19 protein-coding genes are annotated in these 19,616 nt (G+C 43.2%); 15 read left to right on the plus strand and 4 right to left on the minus strand.

The window, feature by feature from the left end:
* Positions 1–89: 89 nt before the first annotated feature.
* The 3 genes from ACG95_RS05140 to ACG95_RS05150 form a co-directional block, all read right to left on the minus strand.
* On the minus strand, positions 90–989 hold the full coding sequence (locus ACG95_RS05140; protein WP_047999488.1) for a peptidylprolyl isomerase PrsA: 900 nt from the start codon (positions 987–989) through the stop codon (positions 90–92).
* A gap of 232 nt (positions 990–1,221) precedes the next feature.
* Positions 1,222–1,563, minus strand: a complete 342-nt coding sequence (locus tag ACG95_RS05145) for a hypothetical protein (protein WP_047999489.1) — start codon at positions 1,561–1,563, stop codon at positions 1,222–1,224.
* 9 nt (positions 1,564–1,572) lie between these two features.
* The gene (locus ACG95_RS05150; protein WP_047999490.1) at positions 1,573–2,025 is read right to left on the minus strand and encodes an HIT family protein; all 453 of its coding nucleotides are present in this window, start codon (positions 2,023–2,025) and stop codon (positions 1,573–1,575) included.
* 193 nt (positions 2,026–2,218) lie between these two features.
* Between ACG95_RS05150 and ACG95_RS05155 the strand changes: the two genes are divergently transcribed.
* From ACG95_RS05155 to trmB, 4 genes are all read left to right on the plus strand, one after another.
* On the plus strand, positions 2,219–2,956 hold the full coding sequence (locus ACG95_RS05155) for an ABC transporter ATP-binding protein (protein ID WP_047999491.1): 738 nt from the start codon (positions 2,219–2,221) through the stop codon (positions 2,954–2,956).
* Positions 2,949–4,154 (plus strand): ABC transporter permease, encoded by a 1,206-nt coding sequence (locus tag ACG95_RS05160; protein WP_047999492.1) that lies wholly within the window; start codon positions 2,949–2,951, stop codon positions 4,152–4,154. Before ACG95_RS05155 ends, ACG95_RS05160 begins: the two co-directional genes overlap by 8 nt.
* 119 nt (positions 4,155–4,273) lie before the next feature.
* Positions 4,274–5,059, plus strand: a complete 786-nt coding sequence (locus ACG95_RS05165) for a phosphotransferase family protein (protein ID WP_047999493.1) — start codon at positions 4,274–4,276, stop codon at positions 5,057–5,059.
* A 216-nt stretch (positions 5,060–5,275) separates the two neighbouring features.
* On the plus strand, positions 5,276–5,920 hold the full coding sequence (gene trmB, locus ACG95_RS05170) for a tRNA (guanosine(46)-N7)-methyltransferase TrmB (protein ID WP_047999494.1): 645 nt from the start codon (positions 5,276–5,278) through the stop codon (positions 5,918–5,920).
* A 166-nt stretch (positions 5,921–6,086) separates the two neighbouring features.
* Here the strand turns inward: trmB and ACG95_RS05175 are convergent, their stop codons facing one another.
* The gene (locus tag ACG95_RS05175) at positions 6,087–6,410 is read right to left on the minus strand and encodes a PepSY domain-containing protein (protein ID WP_047999495.1); all 324 of its coding nucleotides are present in this window, start codon (positions 6,408–6,410) and stop codon (positions 6,087–6,089) included.
* Positions 6,411–6,679: 269 nt separating this feature from the next.
* Here ACG95_RS05175 and msrA point away from each other — a divergent pair, with 269 nt between their 5' ends.
* The 11 genes from msrA to nrdR all read left to right on the plus strand — a co-directional run bounded on the left by msrA (position 6,680) and on the right by nrdR (position 19,599).
* Positions 6,680–7,495, plus strand: a complete 816-nt coding sequence (gene msrA / locus ACG95_RS05180; protein ID WP_047999496.1) for a peptide-methionine (S)-S-oxide reductase MsrA — start codon at positions 6,680–6,682, stop codon at positions 7,493–7,495.
* Between the two features lie 410 nt (positions 7,496–7,905).
* The gene (gene ytpR, locus ACG95_RS05185; protein WP_047999497.1) at positions 7,906–8,547 is read left to right on the plus strand and encodes a YtpR family tRNA-binding protein; all 642 of its coding nucleotides are present in this window, start codon (positions 7,906–7,908) and stop codon (positions 8,545–8,547) included.
* Between the two features lie 30 nt (positions 8,548–8,577).
* Positions 8,578–11,361 (plus strand): DNA translocase FtsK, encoded by a 2,784-nt coding sequence (locus tag ACG95_RS05190; protein WP_047999498.1) that lies wholly within the window; start codon positions 8,578–8,580, stop codon positions 11,359–11,361.
* Positions 11,362–11,423: 62 nt separating this feature from the next.
* Positions 11,424–12,734 carry a UDP-N-acetylmuramate--L-alanine ligase gene (gene murC / locus ACG95_RS05195; RefSeq protein ID WP_047999499.1) on the plus strand — a complete coding sequence of 437 codons (1,311 nt, stop codon included), beginning with the start codon at positions 11,424–11,426 and terminating at the stop codon, positions 12,732–12,734.
* A 190-nt stretch (positions 12,735–12,924) separates the two neighbouring features.
* Entirely contained in the window at positions 12,925–13,500 is a 576-nt protein-coding gene (locus tag ACG95_RS05200; RefSeq protein WP_047999500.1) for a DUF2975 domain-containing protein, read from the plus strand.
* A gap of 19 nt (positions 13,501–13,519) precedes the next feature.
* Entirely contained in the window at positions 13,520–13,732 is a 213-nt protein-coding gene (locus tag ACG95_RS05205; RefSeq protein ID WP_152668288.1) for a helix-turn-helix domain-containing protein, read from the plus strand.
* A 271-nt stretch (positions 13,733–14,003) separates the two neighbouring features.
* Positions 14,004–14,720 carry a Bax inhibitor-1/YccA family protein gene (locus ACG95_RS05210; protein ID WP_047999502.1) on the plus strand — a complete coding sequence of 239 codons (717 nt, stop codon included), beginning with the start codon at positions 14,004–14,006 and terminating at the stop codon, positions 14,718–14,720.
* A 242-nt stretch (positions 14,721–14,962) separates the two neighbouring features.
* On the plus strand, positions 14,963–17,611 hold the full coding sequence (gene polA, locus ACG95_RS05215; RefSeq protein WP_047999503.1) for a DNA polymerase I: 2,649 nt from the start codon (positions 14,963–14,965) through the stop codon (positions 17,609–17,611).
* Between the two features lie 11 nt (positions 17,612–17,622).
* Positions 17,623–18,447, plus strand: coding sequence for a bifunctional DNA-formamidopyrimidine glycosylase/DNA-(apurinic or apyrimidinic site) lyase (mutM, locus tag ACG95_RS05220; RefSeq protein WP_047999504.1), 825 nt, complete (start codon positions 17,623–17,625; stop codon positions 18,445–18,447).
* 8 nt (positions 18,448–18,455) lie between these two features.
* Entirely contained in the window at positions 18,456–19,049 is a 594-nt protein-coding gene (coaE, locus tag ACG95_RS05225; RefSeq protein WP_047999505.1) for a dephospho-CoA kinase, read from the plus strand.
* Between the two features lie 37 nt (positions 19,050–19,086).
* Complete coding sequence (gene nrdR, locus ACG95_RS05230; protein WP_047999506.1) at positions 19,087–19,599, plus strand: transcriptional regulator NrdR; 513 nt, start codon at positions 19,087–19,089, stop codon at positions 19,597–19,599.
* Positions 19,600–19,616: the final 17 nt, after the last annotated feature.

The following is a 19,616-nucleotide window of genomic DNA, read 5'->3' on the forward strand; positions in this document are numbered from 1 at the left end:
AGACTTTGATAAGCATCTCAGGAAATAAGATTGTAAACAAAAACGCCCGTAACTTCCATTGAAGTTGCGGGGTTAGTTTGTTTTAATGATTAGTTAGAGCTTGATGATGATGAAGAGGTTGAAAGGTATGAAGAAAGAATATCTTTCAAGTCGCTATCCTTGATAGAAACGTTACCACTCTTAAGCACCTTAGTAACAACGTTATGCAAGACAGTTGAGTCGCTCATATCGTTATCCCAGATTTGCTTCTTCAAATCAGCGGTGTGATCAGACATCTTACCCTTACCAGGGTTCTTGATCATCCGGATGATTTCGTAACCGTTGCTGGTCTTAACAGCAGAAGTGGTGTATTCACCGTTCTTCAACTTAAAGGCAGCGGTCAAGAATTTAGAAGAATAGCTGGTGTTGGTGTTATCAAAGGCTGATAACTTACCGCCATCACTCTTAGTTGTCGTATCAGTAGAATACTTCTTAGCTAACTTAGTGAAGTTAGCTTCGCTAGAATCCTTCTTCAAGGCAGTTAAGACATCGTCAGCAGTTGAAGATTTGGCAACGAGAATGTGTTGAACCGTAACTTTTGGTTCGTATGATTTCCATTGCTTCTTCAAGGCGCTATCAGTAATCTTAACCTTGTCTTTAACGGCTTCCTTCAATAATAAGTTAGAACGTAATTGTTCCTTGAAGGACTTAGCAGTTAAACCGTTTTGTGATAAAACAGTTGAGAATGAACTACCGTATTGTGACTTGTAGCTATCGTACTGTTTCGTCACAGCTTTACTAGAAACTTTAGAACCGTATTCTTTTTCAAGAACTTTGTTCAAAATCATCTGTTGTAAAACTTGTTTACCAGATGAAGTTCCCTTCATACTACTGTAATATTGACTTTCGGTAATCTTACCACCGGAAGTTGATGCTACTGTTTTGCTACCACAACCAGCTAAGGTGAAGGTTAACAAAACACCGGCAAGGGCAATGAGCCATTTCTTCATACCTAAAACACATCCTATTCTTGAAATCGTTCTGCGCTAGCAGACTTCACAGACTACTATACCATATCTGGCAACGTTGCTGCAGTCATATGAGAATCTTTACAAAATTTTCAGAGAATTCACATCCTCTTCATAATTACAGCCTGTTCTACCGGAATTTCCTGATAAAACGGGCTTTGACCGGATAACTAACAAAAAATCGTGCTCCAATTAGGAAGGCACGATAATTAGATTACGCTTTAGGTTCGGCTAGATGATCTAAAGTAGCTTGGAGGTGATCAGATCGTTTCTTGATAATCGCCATGTGGGGTTCGATCTTGAATTGGAATTTATCAACCTCAGTTTGAATTTCGTCAAAAACCTTAGCTGCGTTGGTCATTTGAACACTCAAGTTACTCTGAGCATCGCTGAACTCTTCGCGAGCTGACTGTAAGTTGTCAGCCGCATCCATGACGTCTTGAACGTACGTCTTAATGTCAAGATAGAGCGCTTTTGGTGTTTTCTGATTAATGAGCATATAGGCAGTGGCGCTAACGCCAAGGCCAATCAGACTGTTACGCATGAATTTTGCCATGGGGACCTCCTAGTGAGCTAACTCTGTTTTAATGGCGTTCTGTAGCCGAGTATAGTCAGTTTCATTGTATTTTTTCGCATTATCCTTGAAGATCATTCGGAAGTCATCCTTGTCACTATATCTTGGAATCAAGTGAAAGTGAGAGTGGAAGACGGACTGATAAGCAACGGCGCCGTTATTATTAACGATATTCATACCGATGATATTATCATCTGAGGCTTTGATGGCACGAGCAATTTCAGGAATTCGGGCAAAAACAACGCTAGCGAGGTCGTGATCGTAATCAAAGATGTCGGTAACGTGTGTTTTAGGAATAACCAGAGTATGGCCAGGGGTTCCTTGTGAAATATCTAAAAAGGCTTTAACAACATCGTCTTCATAGATGGTGTAACTTGGAATGTCACCCTTAATGATCTTGCAGAAGAGACAATCGTCATCGAGTTTAGGTTCAAAAGCTGTCATGTGATAACCTTCTTTTTTAGTATTTGTTTCATTATACACTATTGCTGTCTGGGCAACCAAAAGGATGGACAGTGTCTCAAATAAGGTGAAGATAAGTTAAAGAGTCGTGGTTTGAGGAGAGCAATCCGTTAGCCAAACGTGGTGCTATGCTATAATAGAAAACACTTATACCACACAGAAAGAGGTTAATGTTATGACATTAGCGGTAAAACACTTAGTCGGTGGTTATTCGCAGATTCCCGTCTTAAAAGATATTAGTTTTGAAGTTGCACCTGGTGAATTGGTGGGACTGATTGGGTTGAATGGGGCTGGTAAGTCAACGACCATCAACCATATTATTGGGTTATTGACGCCGATGAAGGGCACGATTGCCTTGAATGACGTCACGCTAGCGCAAGATCCCCAAGCTTACAAAGCGCAAATTGCGTACATCCCAGAAACACCCGTATTATATGAAGAATTAACTTTAAAAGAACATTTAGAAATGACGATGCTAGCCTATGGTCTTGATCAGGAAAAGGCCTGGCAGCGCGCAACGGAATTATTAAAAACATTCCGCTTAGCTAACAAGTTAGATTGGTTTCCCGCGAATTTTTCCAAGGGAATGAAACAGAAAGTCATGATCGTTTGTGCATTCATCACTAACGCAAAGTTATTTATCATTGATGAACCATTTCTTGGGTTGGACCCGTTGGCTGTTCATGATTTATTAAAGCTGATTGCAGATGTTAAGCAACAGGGCGCGGCTGTCTTAATGTCGACTCACGTGCTGGATACTGCTGAAAAAGCCTGTGATAAGTTTGTTTTGTTGCATGCGGGTGAAGTTCAGACGCAGGGAACTTTTGCTGAGATCAAGGCTAACTATCCGGATGCTGGTGAATCGCTCAACGATATTTATCTTTCATTGACCGGGGTGACCCGCGATGAGTGATTTATTTCAAACTCGGCTACAGCGGCATTTACGGCAGATGCTTCGATATTTACGCTTAGTCTTTAACGACCATTTTGTGATTGCACTGATGTTTTTCGTTGGGGGACTAGGGCTTGCTTATTCAAATTGGTTGAAGACGATCGGTCCACACGATGTCTGGATAACGGTCGGAATTGGGTTGGTGTTATGGTTGGGACTTGAAATTAGTCATATCGCAACCTTACTAGAACCGGCGGATGCAGTTTTCCTATTACCTCGTGAACGAGATTTACATGCCTACCTAGTCCATGCTTGGCGTTATAGCTGGTGGTTGGCACAATTGGTACAGGTTGTATTGATTGGGTTAGTGATCCCACTACTAATGATCATTAATCATATTACTGGCTGGGCCTTATTGGCATTGCTAGTGGCTCAGTTAGCTTTAAAAGATAGTCAGTTGACTTTGTCGGTCACACGATTGTACAGTTTAAACCCTGCGACTGAACGTTGGGCGCGAGTGCTGACGGGCTTATTATCATTAGCCATTATTGCGGTGGGCTTAGCGGTTACACCGTGGCTTGGTGCGGCATTAGCGCTTGTCTTAGCGATTGGGCAACGGTACTGGCATCAGCGCGTATGGTCACAAAGTGTTGTGGCATGGCGTGATGATATTAAACGTGAAGCTAACCGGATGCTTGGCATTTACCGGTTCTTTAATCTCTTTACTGACGTACCAATGGTTCAGGGAAGTGTCAAACGCCGTCACTATTTGGACTGGCTATTACGGTGGGTACCGAGTGACCAAAGACACACGTTTAGCTACCTATATACTCGTGGCATGCTGCGTGGAACTGAGTTCAGTGGCTTGGTTGCACGGTTAACCGTTATCGGTGCAGTCCTACTTTACTTTAGTGGTCATGGTTGGTTAGCGATAGTTCTCGACGTGATCTTTATCTATCTAATTGGCTTTCAACTGTTGCCGTTTTATAAGCAATACGATAGTATCGTATTTACGCACATTTATCCGGTAGCGGCCAAAACGCGGTTAATTAACTTTCAACGTTTGCTTCGCAATGTTCTCAGTATGACTGGAATCGTGTTTACGTTGGCTTTTTGGATAAGCAACGCACCGTTAGTTCAAGTCGGGATTTTATTGGTAATTAACGCGATAGAAATCTATCTCTTAGTTACTTGGTATGCGCGGATGCGACTGGCTTAAAAGCTTGTTAGGTCAAGGGTTAAAAAGGACTTGACGAATTGGCTTTTCGTCTATAAAATGTGATTGTTAAGTTAAATAATTACGAAGCAATAAATAATTTTTTGAGAGGAGTGGGGTTGATGAATTTCGAACTTGATGACGGTTGGGACGTGGTTCCGATCTATGGCAACACGAACAAAGCGTTCATGGGCAAAAAAAATCAGCAACGATTATTTTTAAAACGTAACGCTTCGCCGTTTTTAGCGGCGCTGTCGATGGAAGAAATTACCCCGCGATTAATCTGGACGAAACGCATATCCAGTGGTGATACGCTTACTGCGCAAGAGTGGTTGAATGGTCAAACTTTAACGAAGCAACAAATGCGGCTGCCTGAAGTAGCGCATTTATTGGCACGCGTGCACAATTCCGAGTTGCTTCACCGGATGTTAACCAAAGTTGGTGGGCAAGTGGCTCGACCACAAGCCTTTATTCAACAGTATTTACAGGACTTGCCTGATGATTTACGACACCATCCGTTAATGGCCCGTGTCGTAGACGAGTTAAAAGACAGTTTGCCAACGTTGCCAGTAGCTGATTACTGTGTCTGTCACGGTGATTTAAACCATAAGAACTGGTTGCTATCTGATCACCAACAGCTATATTTGGTTGATTGGGATTCCGCGCGCTTTGCAGATCCAGCTTCCGATATCAGTATGCTACTTTGTGAATACGTCCCGTTGGCTGACTGGCAAGCTTGGTTTAGCGAGTATGGCGAGACGATGGGAGCCGCACTGCGGACCCGCGTTGGCTGGTATGCGAAGATTAACTTATTACTGAATATTAAAGATAATTATTATCGTAATCAATATCATCAGATGAACCACGAAATCATCTTCTTAGAAGAATTGGTTCAATATGATATTTAATGACAAAACCAAACGAGAGTGGGACAAAAGGCGGGTTGCTACCGAGCATAGCCTAGAAACATGACTGATTGTGTGTTTTTAATCGTTCGTGTTCTGTAGCTAAGCGGAGGGAGCAGCCTTTTGTTCCACGTTTCGGCTATAAATATTTTGAAATCAAGAAGCCTTTGGGTTTTGTCCCAAAGGCTATTTTATGGAAAAGAATAAGGAGTATCAAATATGCGTGTTAGAAACAAACCGTGGGCACCCAAACTGATTGCGGCGCACCCAGAATTAATTACGGAAGATCCAACCCAACTAAAGGGACACTGGCAGAGCCGTTTTGAAAAGCAACAGCCGCTTCAGATTGAAGTCGGTAGTGGTAAGGGCCAGTTCATCTTAGAACTCGCTAAACGGCATCCAGAGATCAATTACGTGGCGATTGAGATTCAAACGTCCGTCATTGCAATTATTCTGAAGAAGCTGGTTGACGAACCTTTACCAAACGTGCAATTAGCACACGCGGACGGTCAAGCAGTGACGGCTTTCTTCGAACCACACGAAGTTGATCGCTTGTACTTGAACTTCTCCGATCCATGGCCTAAGTCACGGCATGAAAAGCGTCGTTTGACGTATAAGTCGTTCTTATCTAGCTATCAAGAAGTCTTGAAAGCTGATGGTCAGATCGAATTTAAGACTGATAACCGGGGCTTGTTTGAATTCTCATTGACCAGTATGAACAACTTTGGTCTCCAGTTCGAACAAGTTTGGTTAGATCTACACGCGGTGGCGACACCAGAAGATAACGTTGAAACTGAATATGAACAAAAATTCAGTCAATTTGGTCCAATCTACAAGATCATTGCAACTTTTGCTTCTAAATAAGTAAACTAAAACTAGTTGGAATTTGGTATATAACCAGGCCAACTAGTTTTTTTGAGAATTAAAATGGTCGACTAGAACGCTTTCTTGACTTAAGGCCAGCTGAATAAAAAGTCCTCAGATTAAACGCGAATTCGCATTCAATCTGAGGGCTTTAATGTTAGTTGTTTTAGAGACGATAGATATCGAGGATACTACCGGTGTTAGCATCAGCTAAGAATTCGTACTGAACCAATTGGCCGTCTTCATAACGTGTGATACCGCCATAGTAGACGTCAGTTCGTAAGGCGAACTTCTGCAAGGGTGCTTTCTTCATTTCGATCCAAGAACCTTCGATGGGCGCTTCTTTTAGAAAGGCTCGCTTGACCTGATTCAAGATTTGATTAGGGGTTGGACGGCGCAACCGTTTTAGTAGGCCGCCAACGGAAAAGCCCCCAGCGATGCCAGCCATTCCAACTGCTAATAAACCGCCGTACTGTAATTGTTTATTCATGTTGTTGCGTCTCCTTTCAACAAACTTGACTTGGGATTTGTATTTTAAATTCAGTATACCAATGATTGACAATAATACAAAGAAATATAACAGAAACGGTCGTTGCTAGCAAGGGTTTGATTGATGGGGTTAATGGCAATAGCGGTGATAGTGTGAGGAATGGTTTGATCACTCTAGCGATTATGCTGATTTAAATCTATTTAATGGTGTCGTGCCTAATAAATTGCTAAAATACAGACAATAACAGTGTGATACAAGGGGGACTGGTGATGAAATATGATCAAGCAGCTGTGGAGCAGCAACTTTACAATCTAATTCTGAACCCGGCGACCCGCGATTGGGAACGACAATTATTGGTAAAAGCTAAACCGGATGAGGTGTCAATTAGTTTTCAGGGCCGTATGGATCGATTGATGGCGGATTTACGACCGTTAGCGACTCGTGACAGTCTAACGCCGGACGTCATGGATTTTTACCTTGAGCTGACGGGTAAAGCGCCGGAGCAAGCAGATAATCTGGTGGCACGACATGATGCGCCAGATCCGCCGTTTCAAGAGCGAGCCGTTTTCGCTGGCGGTTGTTTTTGGTGCATGGTCGAGCCATTCGATCAACGACCGGGCATCATAGCCGTTATTTCAGGTTACACGGGCGGTCAATTAGCACAACCGACTTACGAACAGGTTAGCAGTCAAACAACTGGTCACGTGGAGGCCGTGGAGATCCTATATGATAGCCGTCAAGTGACTTATACGGAGCTGGTGGCGATTTATTGGCAATTGATAGATCCAACCGATGATCACGGTCAGATTGATGATCGTGGGACGCAGTATCGACCGATCATCTTTGTGAATAGTGAAGAACAGCGGACAATTGCTGAGGCCTCAAAACAGCGCGTGATTGAAGCTGGTCATTATCATCAACCAATCGTGGTGACGGTTGAACCATTGGTGACGTTTTGGCCCGCTGAAAATTATCATCAGAATTTTTATCAAAAGCAACCACAGCGTTATCGGCGTATGGAAAGTTCTCGCCACCGCTACTTATGGTTGCAGCACCATCTGCAGTGGTTAGTGAAAAGACATTGAATTAAGGAAATAAGTATTTGAGCGTCAGCCATAATGGAAAGACGCTTTTTTGGTTACTGTCTAAAGGTTGAAAGTCCCGAAATAACTTAAACCATTGATTTAACAGTGAGTATTGAATGAAAATTAGTATCAGTGCTTAATTCTCCGCGCCCGTCAGCCAAGAAATCGTGTCATGGGGACCGGTCTTTTAAGGATCAATAACAATTTGGTTGGGTGCCCAGAACCACGTTACGATATGGTAAAATAGTAAATGAAACTGTGGCCGTCTGGGAGTCTCAGCGTTTGCTGGGATAAAAGTGATACAGATTGGCTAATTTTTACGAATAAAAGTCGTAATTAAACAGTATGAATGATGAAAAATACGTTATAATTAAGAATTGAACGCAAAAATGAGAGCAAAGGGGTTTCACATGTTAATTACAAGTTATAATCCAACCGAATTAGGTGACACGTTAATCGCCGTTTTACGAGCAGATACGGACACCCAAACTATTGAAACGCATGCCAATGTAACACGTATTAGTGATGTTGCAACTGGGAATACCCTTGGCTACAATTTCTTTGAAGTTTCAAAGACGTTAGGTACGATTGACGTTAACGGCCAAGTTAACTTAACAGCCGAACAAGTTGCCCAATTAAATCAACTATTACAAGCAAATGATTTTGAACCAGAATTAGAATTAGATACAGATCCTAAATTTGTTGTTGGTTACGTGGAATCAGCTGAGGAACATCCTAAGTCTGATCATTTAAAAGTGACCAAGATAAATGTTGGTACGGATGAGTCACTACAGATCGTCAGTGGTTCACCTAACATGCAAGCAGATATTTTAGTCGTTGTCGCTAAAGTCGGTGCCATGATGCCTGATGGTTTGATTATTTGGCCTGGTGAACTTCGTGGTGTTGCTAGTAACGGGATGATCGTATCTGGTCGCGAATTAAACTTACCAAACGCACCACAACAACCAGGTGCTTTGATTTTACCAGCTGATTATCAACCAGTCGGTGCTGCGTTTGATTTTGAACGTGCCCAAACTTTATTCAACGCTTAAGATTGACATTAAAAACTAGGATGATTGCAAATGAACCATTATGATGGCCCGGCGTTTTTCCGGAAATATCGAACCAGTAAACCACAAGTAAATAATTCAGCGGCCAGTCAATCAAGTAGCGCGGCGACCTCTGCTAGCTCACAAGCACGGCCAGTTAGCGCCACGGCGGTGCCACTTAGTCATGCAGCTGTGACTAGCCAGGCAGCATCAGCTAGTCAGGCGACTAGTGCCGAGAGCAGCACGTTATTCAATGGTGGCACCCATGGTAGTTTTCATCCGTCACGGGTTCCTTCACAGCTAAGTGCAGCTTTGACGAACGGCGGTATTATTCAATCGCCTGATAAACGCAACTACTTAGCGATTGAAGCGAGTTTGCATAAGTCAGCAGCGACATTTATGTTGTTTGCGGACGCTCAAACTATGGATATGCCGGTAGTTGATTTACAGCAACCAGTGTCAGCGTCTTCAATGGCCACGACTGACTCAGAAGCTGAGTCTCAAGCAGTGACGGCGAATACTGAATCGGAAGCTCTTAGTCAGGTCGTCCCAGCTGCGGCAACGGAAGTGTTCGAGCCAACGCACCCAGAAATGGCTGCGTCAGCCGCTGCGCTTAATTTAGTGACAATAAATAGCCAAGTGAGTCAGGTCGTTGAATCGATGGCGGCTGAATCAGCGGCACCAGTTGAACAACTAACGAGTGCGGCACTTGATAGGGTCATTACTAGTATGGCAACGGAAACGTTTGAACCAACACAGCCAGAATTAGCTGAGTCGGCTGCCATGAGTAATGCAACTAGTAGTGATGAGTCAGCGGTGGTAACGAGTGCAGCAGCAACTGAAGTATTCGAACCAACCCAACCAGAGTTGGCTGAATCAGCTGCAGCTATCAATGCGGTATCTGCTAGTGCACCATTAGTTGAGTCAGTGGTTGCGGCAATTACGGTGTTTGAACCACACGCACCAGAATTAGCAGCGTCTGCTGCAGCAGTTAATGAAGCTAGTGCTTTGAAGACTACGCTGACGGCAGATGAAGACGACACGACAGCTAAGCCAGTTCATGGGCTTGGTTTATCTTTAGACGCTATCATGACGGCTGAACATGATGCTCAATCGGATTTGGCGTTATTCAAAGATAAGCCTACCAGTGATACTAGCGAGGTGGCGGAACCTGATGATGAGCCTTATCAACCAGTCGGGATGCGACCAACACCAACCAGTACGGTGGCTCCTCGTTCAGAACAAACGGTGTCGACGCCAAGTCGTGCGGTGGTACAGCCAACGAATGTAGCTGTATCGAGTGCCGTAAATGCTAATTCGGTTACCGAAGAAGACGTTACGATGCCCGTTCATGAGAGTGAGTCAGTAGCGCCAGTCATGACGGATCGTGAGTTAGCGGCTTATCATTTACCACCACTGGATCTGTTGAAAGCGCCCGTTATTCCTAATGAGTCCGAAATGGATGATTGGATCGAACAGAAGGCCAGCGCCTTGGACGAATCATTAGATGCGTTCGGCGTGAATGCGAACGTGATTGACTGGACAATCGGACCAACCGTGACGCAGTTCCAAGTTAAATTGGCGCGCGGTGTTAAAGTTAGCAAAATAACGAATTTAAATGATGATTTAAAATTAGCATTAGCGGCAAAGGATATTCGCATCGAAGCGCCAATTCCTGGTCGTAACACGGTCGGAATTGAAATTCCCAACCTCAAGTCGCGTCCCGTTATGTTGTCGGAAGTACTAGATTCCGATAAATTCCGGGAAAGTAAGTCACCGTTAACAGTGGCTTTAGGGGTGGATCTATTTGGTCAGCCACAAGTAACTGATCTGCGTAAGATGCCTCACGGACTGATTGCGGGGGCAACTGGTTCTGGTAAATCAGTCTTTATTAACAGTATTCTAGTTTCAATTCTGTATAAGGCTAACCCGCAGGAAGTTAAGTTATTATTGATTGATCCAAAGGCCGTGGAATTAGCGCCGTATAATGAAATTCCACACTTGTTGGCACCAGTGATTTCTGAACCAAAAGCCGCATCAGCAGCGCTTAAATGGGTTGTTGATGAAATGGATAATCGTTACGATAAACTGGCAGCGGGTGGTGCTCGAAATATTGAGCAATTCAACAAGCTTGCTGAAGAACATAACGAGCATGGGCTGAAATTACCATACATCGTCATTGTGATCGACGAATTGGCCGTTTTGATGATGGTCGCTTCCAGTGAAGTTCAGGATTACATTGCCCGGATTACACAAAAAGCACGTGCTGCTGGGATTCACTTACTAGTGGCAACCCAACGGCCAAGTGTCGACGTGGTGACTGGGTTAATTAAAAATAATATTCCGACACGGGTTGCCTTCATGGTAGCCAGTCAGATTGATTCGCGGACGATTCTTGACGCGAGTGGGGCGGAACGATTACTAGGGCGGGGCGATATGCTCTACTTGGGTAATGGCCAGAGTACCCCTGTACGACTACAAGGAACTTTTGTGGACAGTGAGATTGATAGTATCACGCAGTTTGTACGTGATCAGGCGGGTCCACATTATGAATTTCAACCGGATAGTTTAATGAAACACGAAGAGGCAGCTCGTAATCAGGATGAGTTAATGCCTGAAGTTTTAGCTTACATTGCGGATGAAGATACGATGTCAACGTCTAAGTTGCAACGGAACTTCTCAGTTGGTTATAATCGAGCGGCTAATATCATTGATGATTTAGAGAACCAAGGCTATATTTCTGCGGCTAAGGGTTCGAAGCCACGTGATATTTATTTCACTGCGGCTGATTTAGCGAAGATGCAGGCCGATTCATAATTAAAAAATAAACGATTCACTGCTTGGGTGATGAATTGCGGATATGGGAGATTATTAGCATAATGGATAAAGCAACGGTTTATTATTTTGTTGGGATTAAAGGCTCAGGAATGAGTTCGTTAGCACTAATTTTGCATGACAAGGGTTACCAAGTCGAAGGTTCAGATATTGAACAATATACTTTTACGCAAAAGGGGTTAGCTGAAGCTGGCATCAAGATGTTACCATTCTCTGAAGCTAATATTCATGAGGGATTAACGGTCATTGCTGGGAACTCATTTACAGATGATCATCCTGAAATCAAAAAGGCGCGTGAAATGGGCTTGCCCGTTTATCGCTACCATGAATTTTTAGGTAAATTGATGGAAGGTTTTACCAGTATTGGCGTTGCCGGAACTCACGGTAAGACTTCAACAACTGGGTTACTTTCACACGTATTGAGTCATATTGCACCAACGAGTTATTTGATCGGTGATGGGACGGGTAAAGGAACACCAGATGCCCGCTTCTTCGTGTTTGAAGCGGACGAATACCGTCGTCACTTTGCTGCTTACCATCCAGATTATGCCATCATGACCAACGTTGATTTTGATCATCCTGACTATTACAAGGATTTGGCGGACGTTCAAGACGCCTTTAAGCAGTTTGGTAACCAAGTTAAGAAGGGTATCTTTGCTTGGGGCGATGACGAAAGCTTACGCAACCTTGACGTTGATACGCCAATCTATTATTACGGGACTAGTGACCGTGATGATTTCCAAGCAGTGAATATCAAACGTACGACTAAGGGTTCTTCATTTGAAGTGATGTACCATGATGAATCATTGGGTGAATTTGAAGTGCCATTGTTTGGTGAACACAACGTACTTAACAGTACGGCTGTGATTGCGGTCGCTTACTTCGAAAAAGTTAATTTAGACGAAATTCGTCGTGAATTACTTGATTTTAGTGGCGTTAAACGCCGTTTCTCAGAACACCAAATTGGCGACATGGTCATGATCGATGACTACGCTCATCACCCGTCTGAGATTAAAGCAACCTTGGATGCGGCTCGTCAAAAATATCCAGATAAGGAAATTTTGGCAGTTTTCCAACCACATACGTACTCACGGACAAAGGCGTTGATGGACGGCTTCGCAAGCAGTCTTAGCAAGGCGGACCACGTCTTCTTAACTAACATCTTCAGTTCAGCACGCGAACAATCTGGTGACGTCTCATCCAAGGATTTAGCAGCTAAGTTACCAAATGGCGGCGAAATCATTACGGTGGATGATATGTCAGCATTGACGGCATACCATAACGCCGTTGCTGTATTCATGGGCGCTGGGGACATTCAAAAGTATGAAAAGGTCTATGAAGACCAAATGAAATAAGCATTTTGTGAGTGATTAAGACTTGCTAGTGTGAAAGGGTGTTACTCGAAGTAAATTACTTCCAGTAACACCCTTTTTTTGTTTATAAATTTATCAATATTAACCAGTTGCAATTATCGATAAATAATAATTGATTATCGTTTATCGATATATTTTTATTGGTAAAGAATAAAAAGGGGATGTTATTATTATGAGTAAACTATTGAATGATGGGATTCATATCTTAAATTTTACGTTGTTACTTGCGCTGATTGGGGCATTTATAATGCTTTTAACACCAGCGGAATACGTGTTTATGTATTTTAGCGGGGGTATGAATGACAATATTTTACATGGTTCAGATTTTCTTATGCCTGTGACGCATCATGTTGCCAGTCAAGCAGCGATTGCTAGTTTTCCAACGGGGATTTATACAGTGTTATTAGTAATTGGTATGCTTTTAAGTGTGGTTGGTGCTATTCTAACAATTATTTCGTTACGTGTGATTCTAGCAAATATTATTGAACGAGATTATTTTGCGAGCGAAAATGTTCAATCACTTAAGAAAATGATTAAGGCTCAACTGTGGGTGATTGCTGGGTCGTTATTCACGGCTATGGCTAATCAACTAACAGCAAGTTGGCTATATCGGATAAATAATGGTGACTTTAATGATAATTGGGATTCAGTTTATATTGGAATAATGATTATTGTGATTTATGGCATCATCTACACGTTATACACTCGTGCTGTTGCAATGAAAACCGAAAATGATTCAATAATTTAAGCAGAAAGGTGCTGAGAGTGTGATAAAAATAACGTTAAATATCGTTATGGCCCAACGTGGTGTCACAACCGGTGAGTTAGCTGAGTTGGTGGGGATTACGCCTGCCAATATTTCAATCCTGAAGACGGGTAAGGCTAAGGCTGTCCGGTTCAGCACATTAGCTAAGATCTGTGAAGTGCTTGAATGCCAACCGGGGGATGTTATTAGTTACGTCGCGGATGAAGAGGCATAGATCAGATGGGGCACATCTATAATGGCAAACAGAAGAAATTCTTATATAACATACAAGCACAAACTATTTTACCTTCCCTGACTAATTTGATAAACTATGATTAGAAAGTTGAGGTGACTGATTGGGATGGCTGGTCATAGACGTTTGATTGAAAAACTAGTGTGACGTGGTCGCTAACGGGATAAACGTTAGTGACACGTAGTCAACTCAATAGTAACTTCAACTCAGAAGTGATAACGAATAGTTAAATTTTAGGTGAAAGAGGGATTCTATGAATAATTTTCAAAATGATCCACAACCCCAAACCATTAATACGCAAGTGGGGTTACGTAGTTTCTTAGCTAAGATGTACGGCTTCATGACATTAGCTGTATTAGTTTCAGCGATTACGGTGTACTTATCAATGACCGTTTTCAAAGCACAGATTTACGCTGCTTTTGGTCAACACCCATTGATTTTCTTGATGATCTTCATTGTCAGCATGTTTGCGATGATCGGCGGGATTCAGTCCAATGTTAACCGTAACCCGGCAATGAGTTTCACGCTATTGATGCTCTTTGCAATCGTCTTTGGGGTTGAAATCTCAATTACGTTGGCATTGTACACTAGCGCTGTGATTACCGGGGCATTCTTTGCCGCTACCGCAGTCTTTGGGACGATGGCCGTTATCGGGACGACAACTAAACGTGATATTTCACGCTTAGGAACCCATTTATTTGCTGCTTTGATTGGTTTGATCGTTGCATCGATCGTTAACATGTTCTTACAGAGTGCAATGATCAGCTACGTGTTCTCATACATTGGTGTGTTAATCTTTGCTGGCTTATCGATGTGGGATGCTAACAACATGCGGAATATGTACATGCAATATGGTGATCAAGTTTCATCGACTGGTTTAGCGGTTTCTGGTGCTTTATCATTGTACTTGGACTTCGTTAACTTGTTCATGTACTTTGTTCGAATCTTTGGTGGCGCAAGCCGCGACTAATTATTAAGATAACTTTTAAAGGGATTATGGCTACTTCGTCATAATCCCTTTTTTGACGAAAAAAGCGGCATTGTTCGACACTTTTAGACTGTCGAACCCCCGTTTGGAACGTTTTTTTGGTACAATTATAGGGGTACTCATCGCAGTTTGATCTATTCAAAAGATTAGTCATTTTAATGGTTAACGTTGCGATGAAATGATGTTAATGACGACTTAAATATAAGAGATAAGGGAGCAAACTAATGGCAAAAAAATTATTACTAATTGATGGTAACAGTGTCGCATTTCGAGCGTTCTTTGCGTTGCATAACCAATTGGACCGTTTCACCAATGCGGATGGACTGCATACCAACGCCGTTTATGGCTTCAATACGATGCTCGACCACATGATCAAGGCAGTTGAACCCACCGATATGCTGGTGGCTTTTGATGCTGGTAAAACAACGTTTCGAACGGCAATGTATGATGACTACAAGGGTGGTCGCTCCAAAACACCGGGTGAATTTTCTGAACAGATGCCATACATTAAGAAATTATTGGATGCGTATGGGATTCAACATTACGAATTAAAAGATTTTGAAGCTGATGACATTATTGGCACGATTGCTGGGCAAGCTGATCAAGAAGGTTATACGACGACCATCGTTACTGGTGACCGTGACTTGACTCAGTTGACGACTGACAACACCACTGTGGCAGTAACGGTTAAGGGCGTTTCGGAAGTCGAACGCTATACGCCAGCTCACGTTGAAGAAAAATTAGGTATTACACCATTGCAGATTATCGACATGAAGGGCCTTACTGGTGATACCTCTGATAACTATCCGGGTGTCACTAAAGTCGGTGAAAAGACGGCTTTGAAGCTTTTGAAGGAATATGGCTCAATGGAAGGTATCTACGAGAACGTGGATGCGATGAAGAAGAGCAAGATGAAGGAACATCTGATTGAAGATCGTGAGCAAGCAGCACGTGCTAAGGTATTAGCAACGATCAAACGCGATGCACCGATTGCGATTCAGTTGGCCGACTTGACTTATGAAGGCCCTAAGTTGGACGAGTTGACCGCATTCTATCAAGAGATGGATTTCCAATCATTCTTGAAGAAGTTAAAAGTACAGAGTGATGAACCAGCGCAGCCAATCGACTATACCGTTTTGACAAAACAAAATGTCAATGAGTTAGCTCAGTTGACGGATCACGTTGACTTTTACTTGGAGATGCCAGCTGCTAATTATCACACGTCTGCCTTTGCAGGATTTGCAATCGGTGCGGCAGGTAAATGGTATATCAGTCGTGATGTTGAATTATTGATGATGCCAGCTGTTGCAGACATTCTAAGCAGTCAAACAATTGTCAAAGATGTGTTTGATATGAAACGGACTACAGTTGGTCTTAACCGTCTAGGCATTCAGCTGGGTGCTGTCGATTTTGATTTATTACTAGTCTCATATTTGCTGGATACTAACGATAACAGTAACGATCTCGGCAGCTTGGCTGAACAACATGATTACTTCGACTTGCCAACTGATGAAATGGTCTATGGTAAGGGTGTTAAACGTGCCATTCCAGATGAGGATGACGTCTTCTTTAGCCACCTTGCACGGAAATTGGTTGCCATTGACGCATTAAAACCAAAACTGATTAAAGAATTGGACGATAACGAACAGGCCCAATTGTATGATGATATTGAAAAACCAATGGCAATCGTTTTAGCCCAGATGGAAATTGCCGGAATTACCGTTGACAGTGGTCATCTAAAAGCTATGGGTAGCCAGTTCAAGGAACGACTCAGTGAAATTGAACAGGTCATCTACCAAGAAGCGGGTGAAGAGTTCAACATTAACTCGCCTAAGCAATTGGGACACATCTTATTCGAAGAGATGAAGTTGCCAGTTATCAAGAAGACTAAGACCGGTTATTCAACGGCGGTGGATGTGTTAGAGAAGTTAGCACCAGAAGCGCCAATCGTGGCGAACATCTTACAGTATCGTCAGATTTCCAAGATTCAGTCGACCTACGTTGTGGGCTTGCTAGAAGCCATTCACTCAACGGATCAAAAGGTGCACACGCGTTATTTACAGACGCTAACGCAAACGGGCCGCTTATCTTCAGTTGATCCTAACCTTCAGAATATTCCAGTTCGTTTAGAGGAAGGCCGTCGTATTCGCCAAGCCTTTGTGCCAAGCCATGAAGGTTGGCAGATCTTCTCATCTGACTATTCTCAGATTGAACTACGCGTTTTAGCTCACATCACTGACGATGAAAATATGCAGGCAGCCTTTAAAGCCGGCGATGATATTCATGCGGCAACAGCGATGCGAATCTTTAACCTCAAATCCCCAGAAGACGTGACCCCAAATATTCGGCGTCAAGCTAAGGCCGTTAACTTCGGAATCGTCTACGGAATTAGTGACTATGGTCTTTCACAGAATATCGGTATTACGCGTAAACAAGCCAAGAGCTTTATCGATGCTTATTTTGTGGAATATCCAGGTGTTAAGGCCTACATGGAAGACATCGTTAAAAAGGCTGAAGAACAGGGCTATGTTGAAACGATTTCGCACCGTCGTCGTTACTTACCAGATATTAATTCGAAGAGCTTTAACCAACGCTCATTCGCTGAACGGACGGCGATGAATACGCCAATTCAAGGGAGTGCCGCTGATATCATCAAGATTGCCATGATCAAGATGCAGGACAAGCTTAAAGAAGCTGGGCTCAAAGCCACGATGTTATTACAAGTACATGATGAATTGATCTTTGAAGCACCAAAAGAAGAAATTCCAATTTTAGAAAAATTAGTACCAAGCGTGATGGATTCCGCCGTCGAATTGGCTGTACCTTTGAAGGTTGAAAGTCACTACGGTGATACTTGGTACGATGCCAAATAGGGGGAATCAACATGCCTGAATTACCAGAAGTTGAAACCGTTCGGCGGGGATTGAATCGCCTCGTTAAAGGGGCCACAATTGCCGGGATCGACGTTTACTGGCCAAAGATTATCAATAACGATACTGAAAGCTTTAAGCGGCGATTGATCAATCAAACGATTAAAACTGTTGATCGGCGGGGCAAGTATTTGCTATTCCGTTTCAGTAACGGGTTGACGATGGTCTCACACTTGCGGATGGAAGGTAAATACAACGTTGTCTCAAGTGGTACCGAAATCACTAAGCACACGCACGTCGTTTTTCATTTAACGGATGATCGTGACTTGTGGTATAACGATACGCGCAAATTCGGTCGGATGACGTTGGTGCCAACTGGCGAAGAAGTCACAGTTGCTGGTCTGAGAACGATTGGGCCAGAACCAGTGGCAGAGCAGTTGACGGCGGCTTATATGCAGGAAATCTTCAGTAAATCTAAGAAGATGATCAAACCACTCTTGCTGGACCAGAGTAAAATTGCGGGAATCGGTAATATCTACGCTGATGAAGTCTTGTGGATGAGTAAGATTCATCCCATGCGACCAGCTAATTCATTGACTGAAGATGAAATTGAGACGTTGCGTCAAAATATCATTGATGAAATGGCGATGGCCATCAAGGGGCATGGAACGACCGTGCATTCTTTCTCAACGGCGTTTGGTGAAGCTGGTCAGTTCCAGAATCACTTGCACGTCTATGGCCGTGAAGGTGAACCCTGTGAACGTTGTGGCACGATGATTGAGAAAATCAAAGTTGCACAACGGGGGACTCATTTCTGTCCGTTAGAACAACAATTGTAGGCGCAAAGATGACAAAATTGATTGGGTTAACAGGTGGTATCGCCACTGGAAAATCAACAGTGTCTAAACTTTTGGCAAGTAATGGCTTACCAATTGTCGATGCGGATAAAATTGCTTGGCAAGTTGAGGGGCCGGGACAGCCAACAACGCAAAAAATTGCGGCTCACTTTGGACCACAAGCCTTGTTAGCAGATGGTAGTCTCAATCGTGCTTGGTTAGGACGGCTAGTTTTTAATGATAATCAGGCTTTAGCCGAATTGACGGCGATTACTAGTCTACCCATTCAGTACGCAATGTTTGAAGCGATTGTAGCAGCTGGACAGTCACACCCTGCAGCAATTATCTTAGATGTTCCGTTACTGTTTGAGAGTGGTTGGCAGCACGTTTGTGATCAAGTGCTTGTTGTCAACGCACCTTCAGATGTTGTATTGCAACGATTGATGTCTCGTAATCAGTTGTCTCAGCAGGCCGCACAGGCGCGAATCGACAGTCAGTTACCGCTGGCTGAAAAGGTGGCACAGGCCGATGTAGTGATCGATAACGGCGCTAACATTGATAAAACCAGGGCAGCCGTGTTAAAATGGCTGAAAACTATAAAGTAATACTAATCGTTAGATGTAAATAATGAGGTGAAAATTAATGCAATGTCCACATTGCCACCATAATGGTTCCCGCGTTGTCGATAGCCGACCAACAGATGATGGTCGCGTGATTCGCCGCCGTCGGGAATGCGAAAACTGTGGCTTCCGTTTCACAACGTTTGAACGGGTTGAAGCCACCCCGTTATTAGTAATCAAGAAAAACGGTGCTCGTGAAGAGTTCAACCGTGAAAAGGTCTTACGTGGGATTATTCGTTCCGCTGAAAAACGGCCGGTCAGCATGGAAACCATGACTGGTGTCGTTGACGGTGTTGAAAACAAGATCCGTGCACTTGGCGAAAATGAAATTTCTAGTCAGGTCATCGGTGAATACGTGATGGAACAATTAGCAGATATTGATGAGATTTCATACATCCGTTTCGCTAGTGTCTATCGTCAGTTCAAAGATATGCACGTCTTCTTAAATGAATTACAAGACATGATGGAACGTGACAAGGTCAAGCTAGCAAAGCAACCTAAGTCCGTAACTGCACCTAAAACGAAAAAAGATTAGTGAAAAAGAATGGTGAA

The sequence above is a fragment of the Lactiplantibacillus herbarum genome (assembly GCF_001039045.1).
GTDB classification, from domain to species: Bacteria; Bacillota; Bacilli; order Lactobacillales; family Lactobacillaceae; genus Lactiplantibacillus; species Lactiplantibacillus herbarum.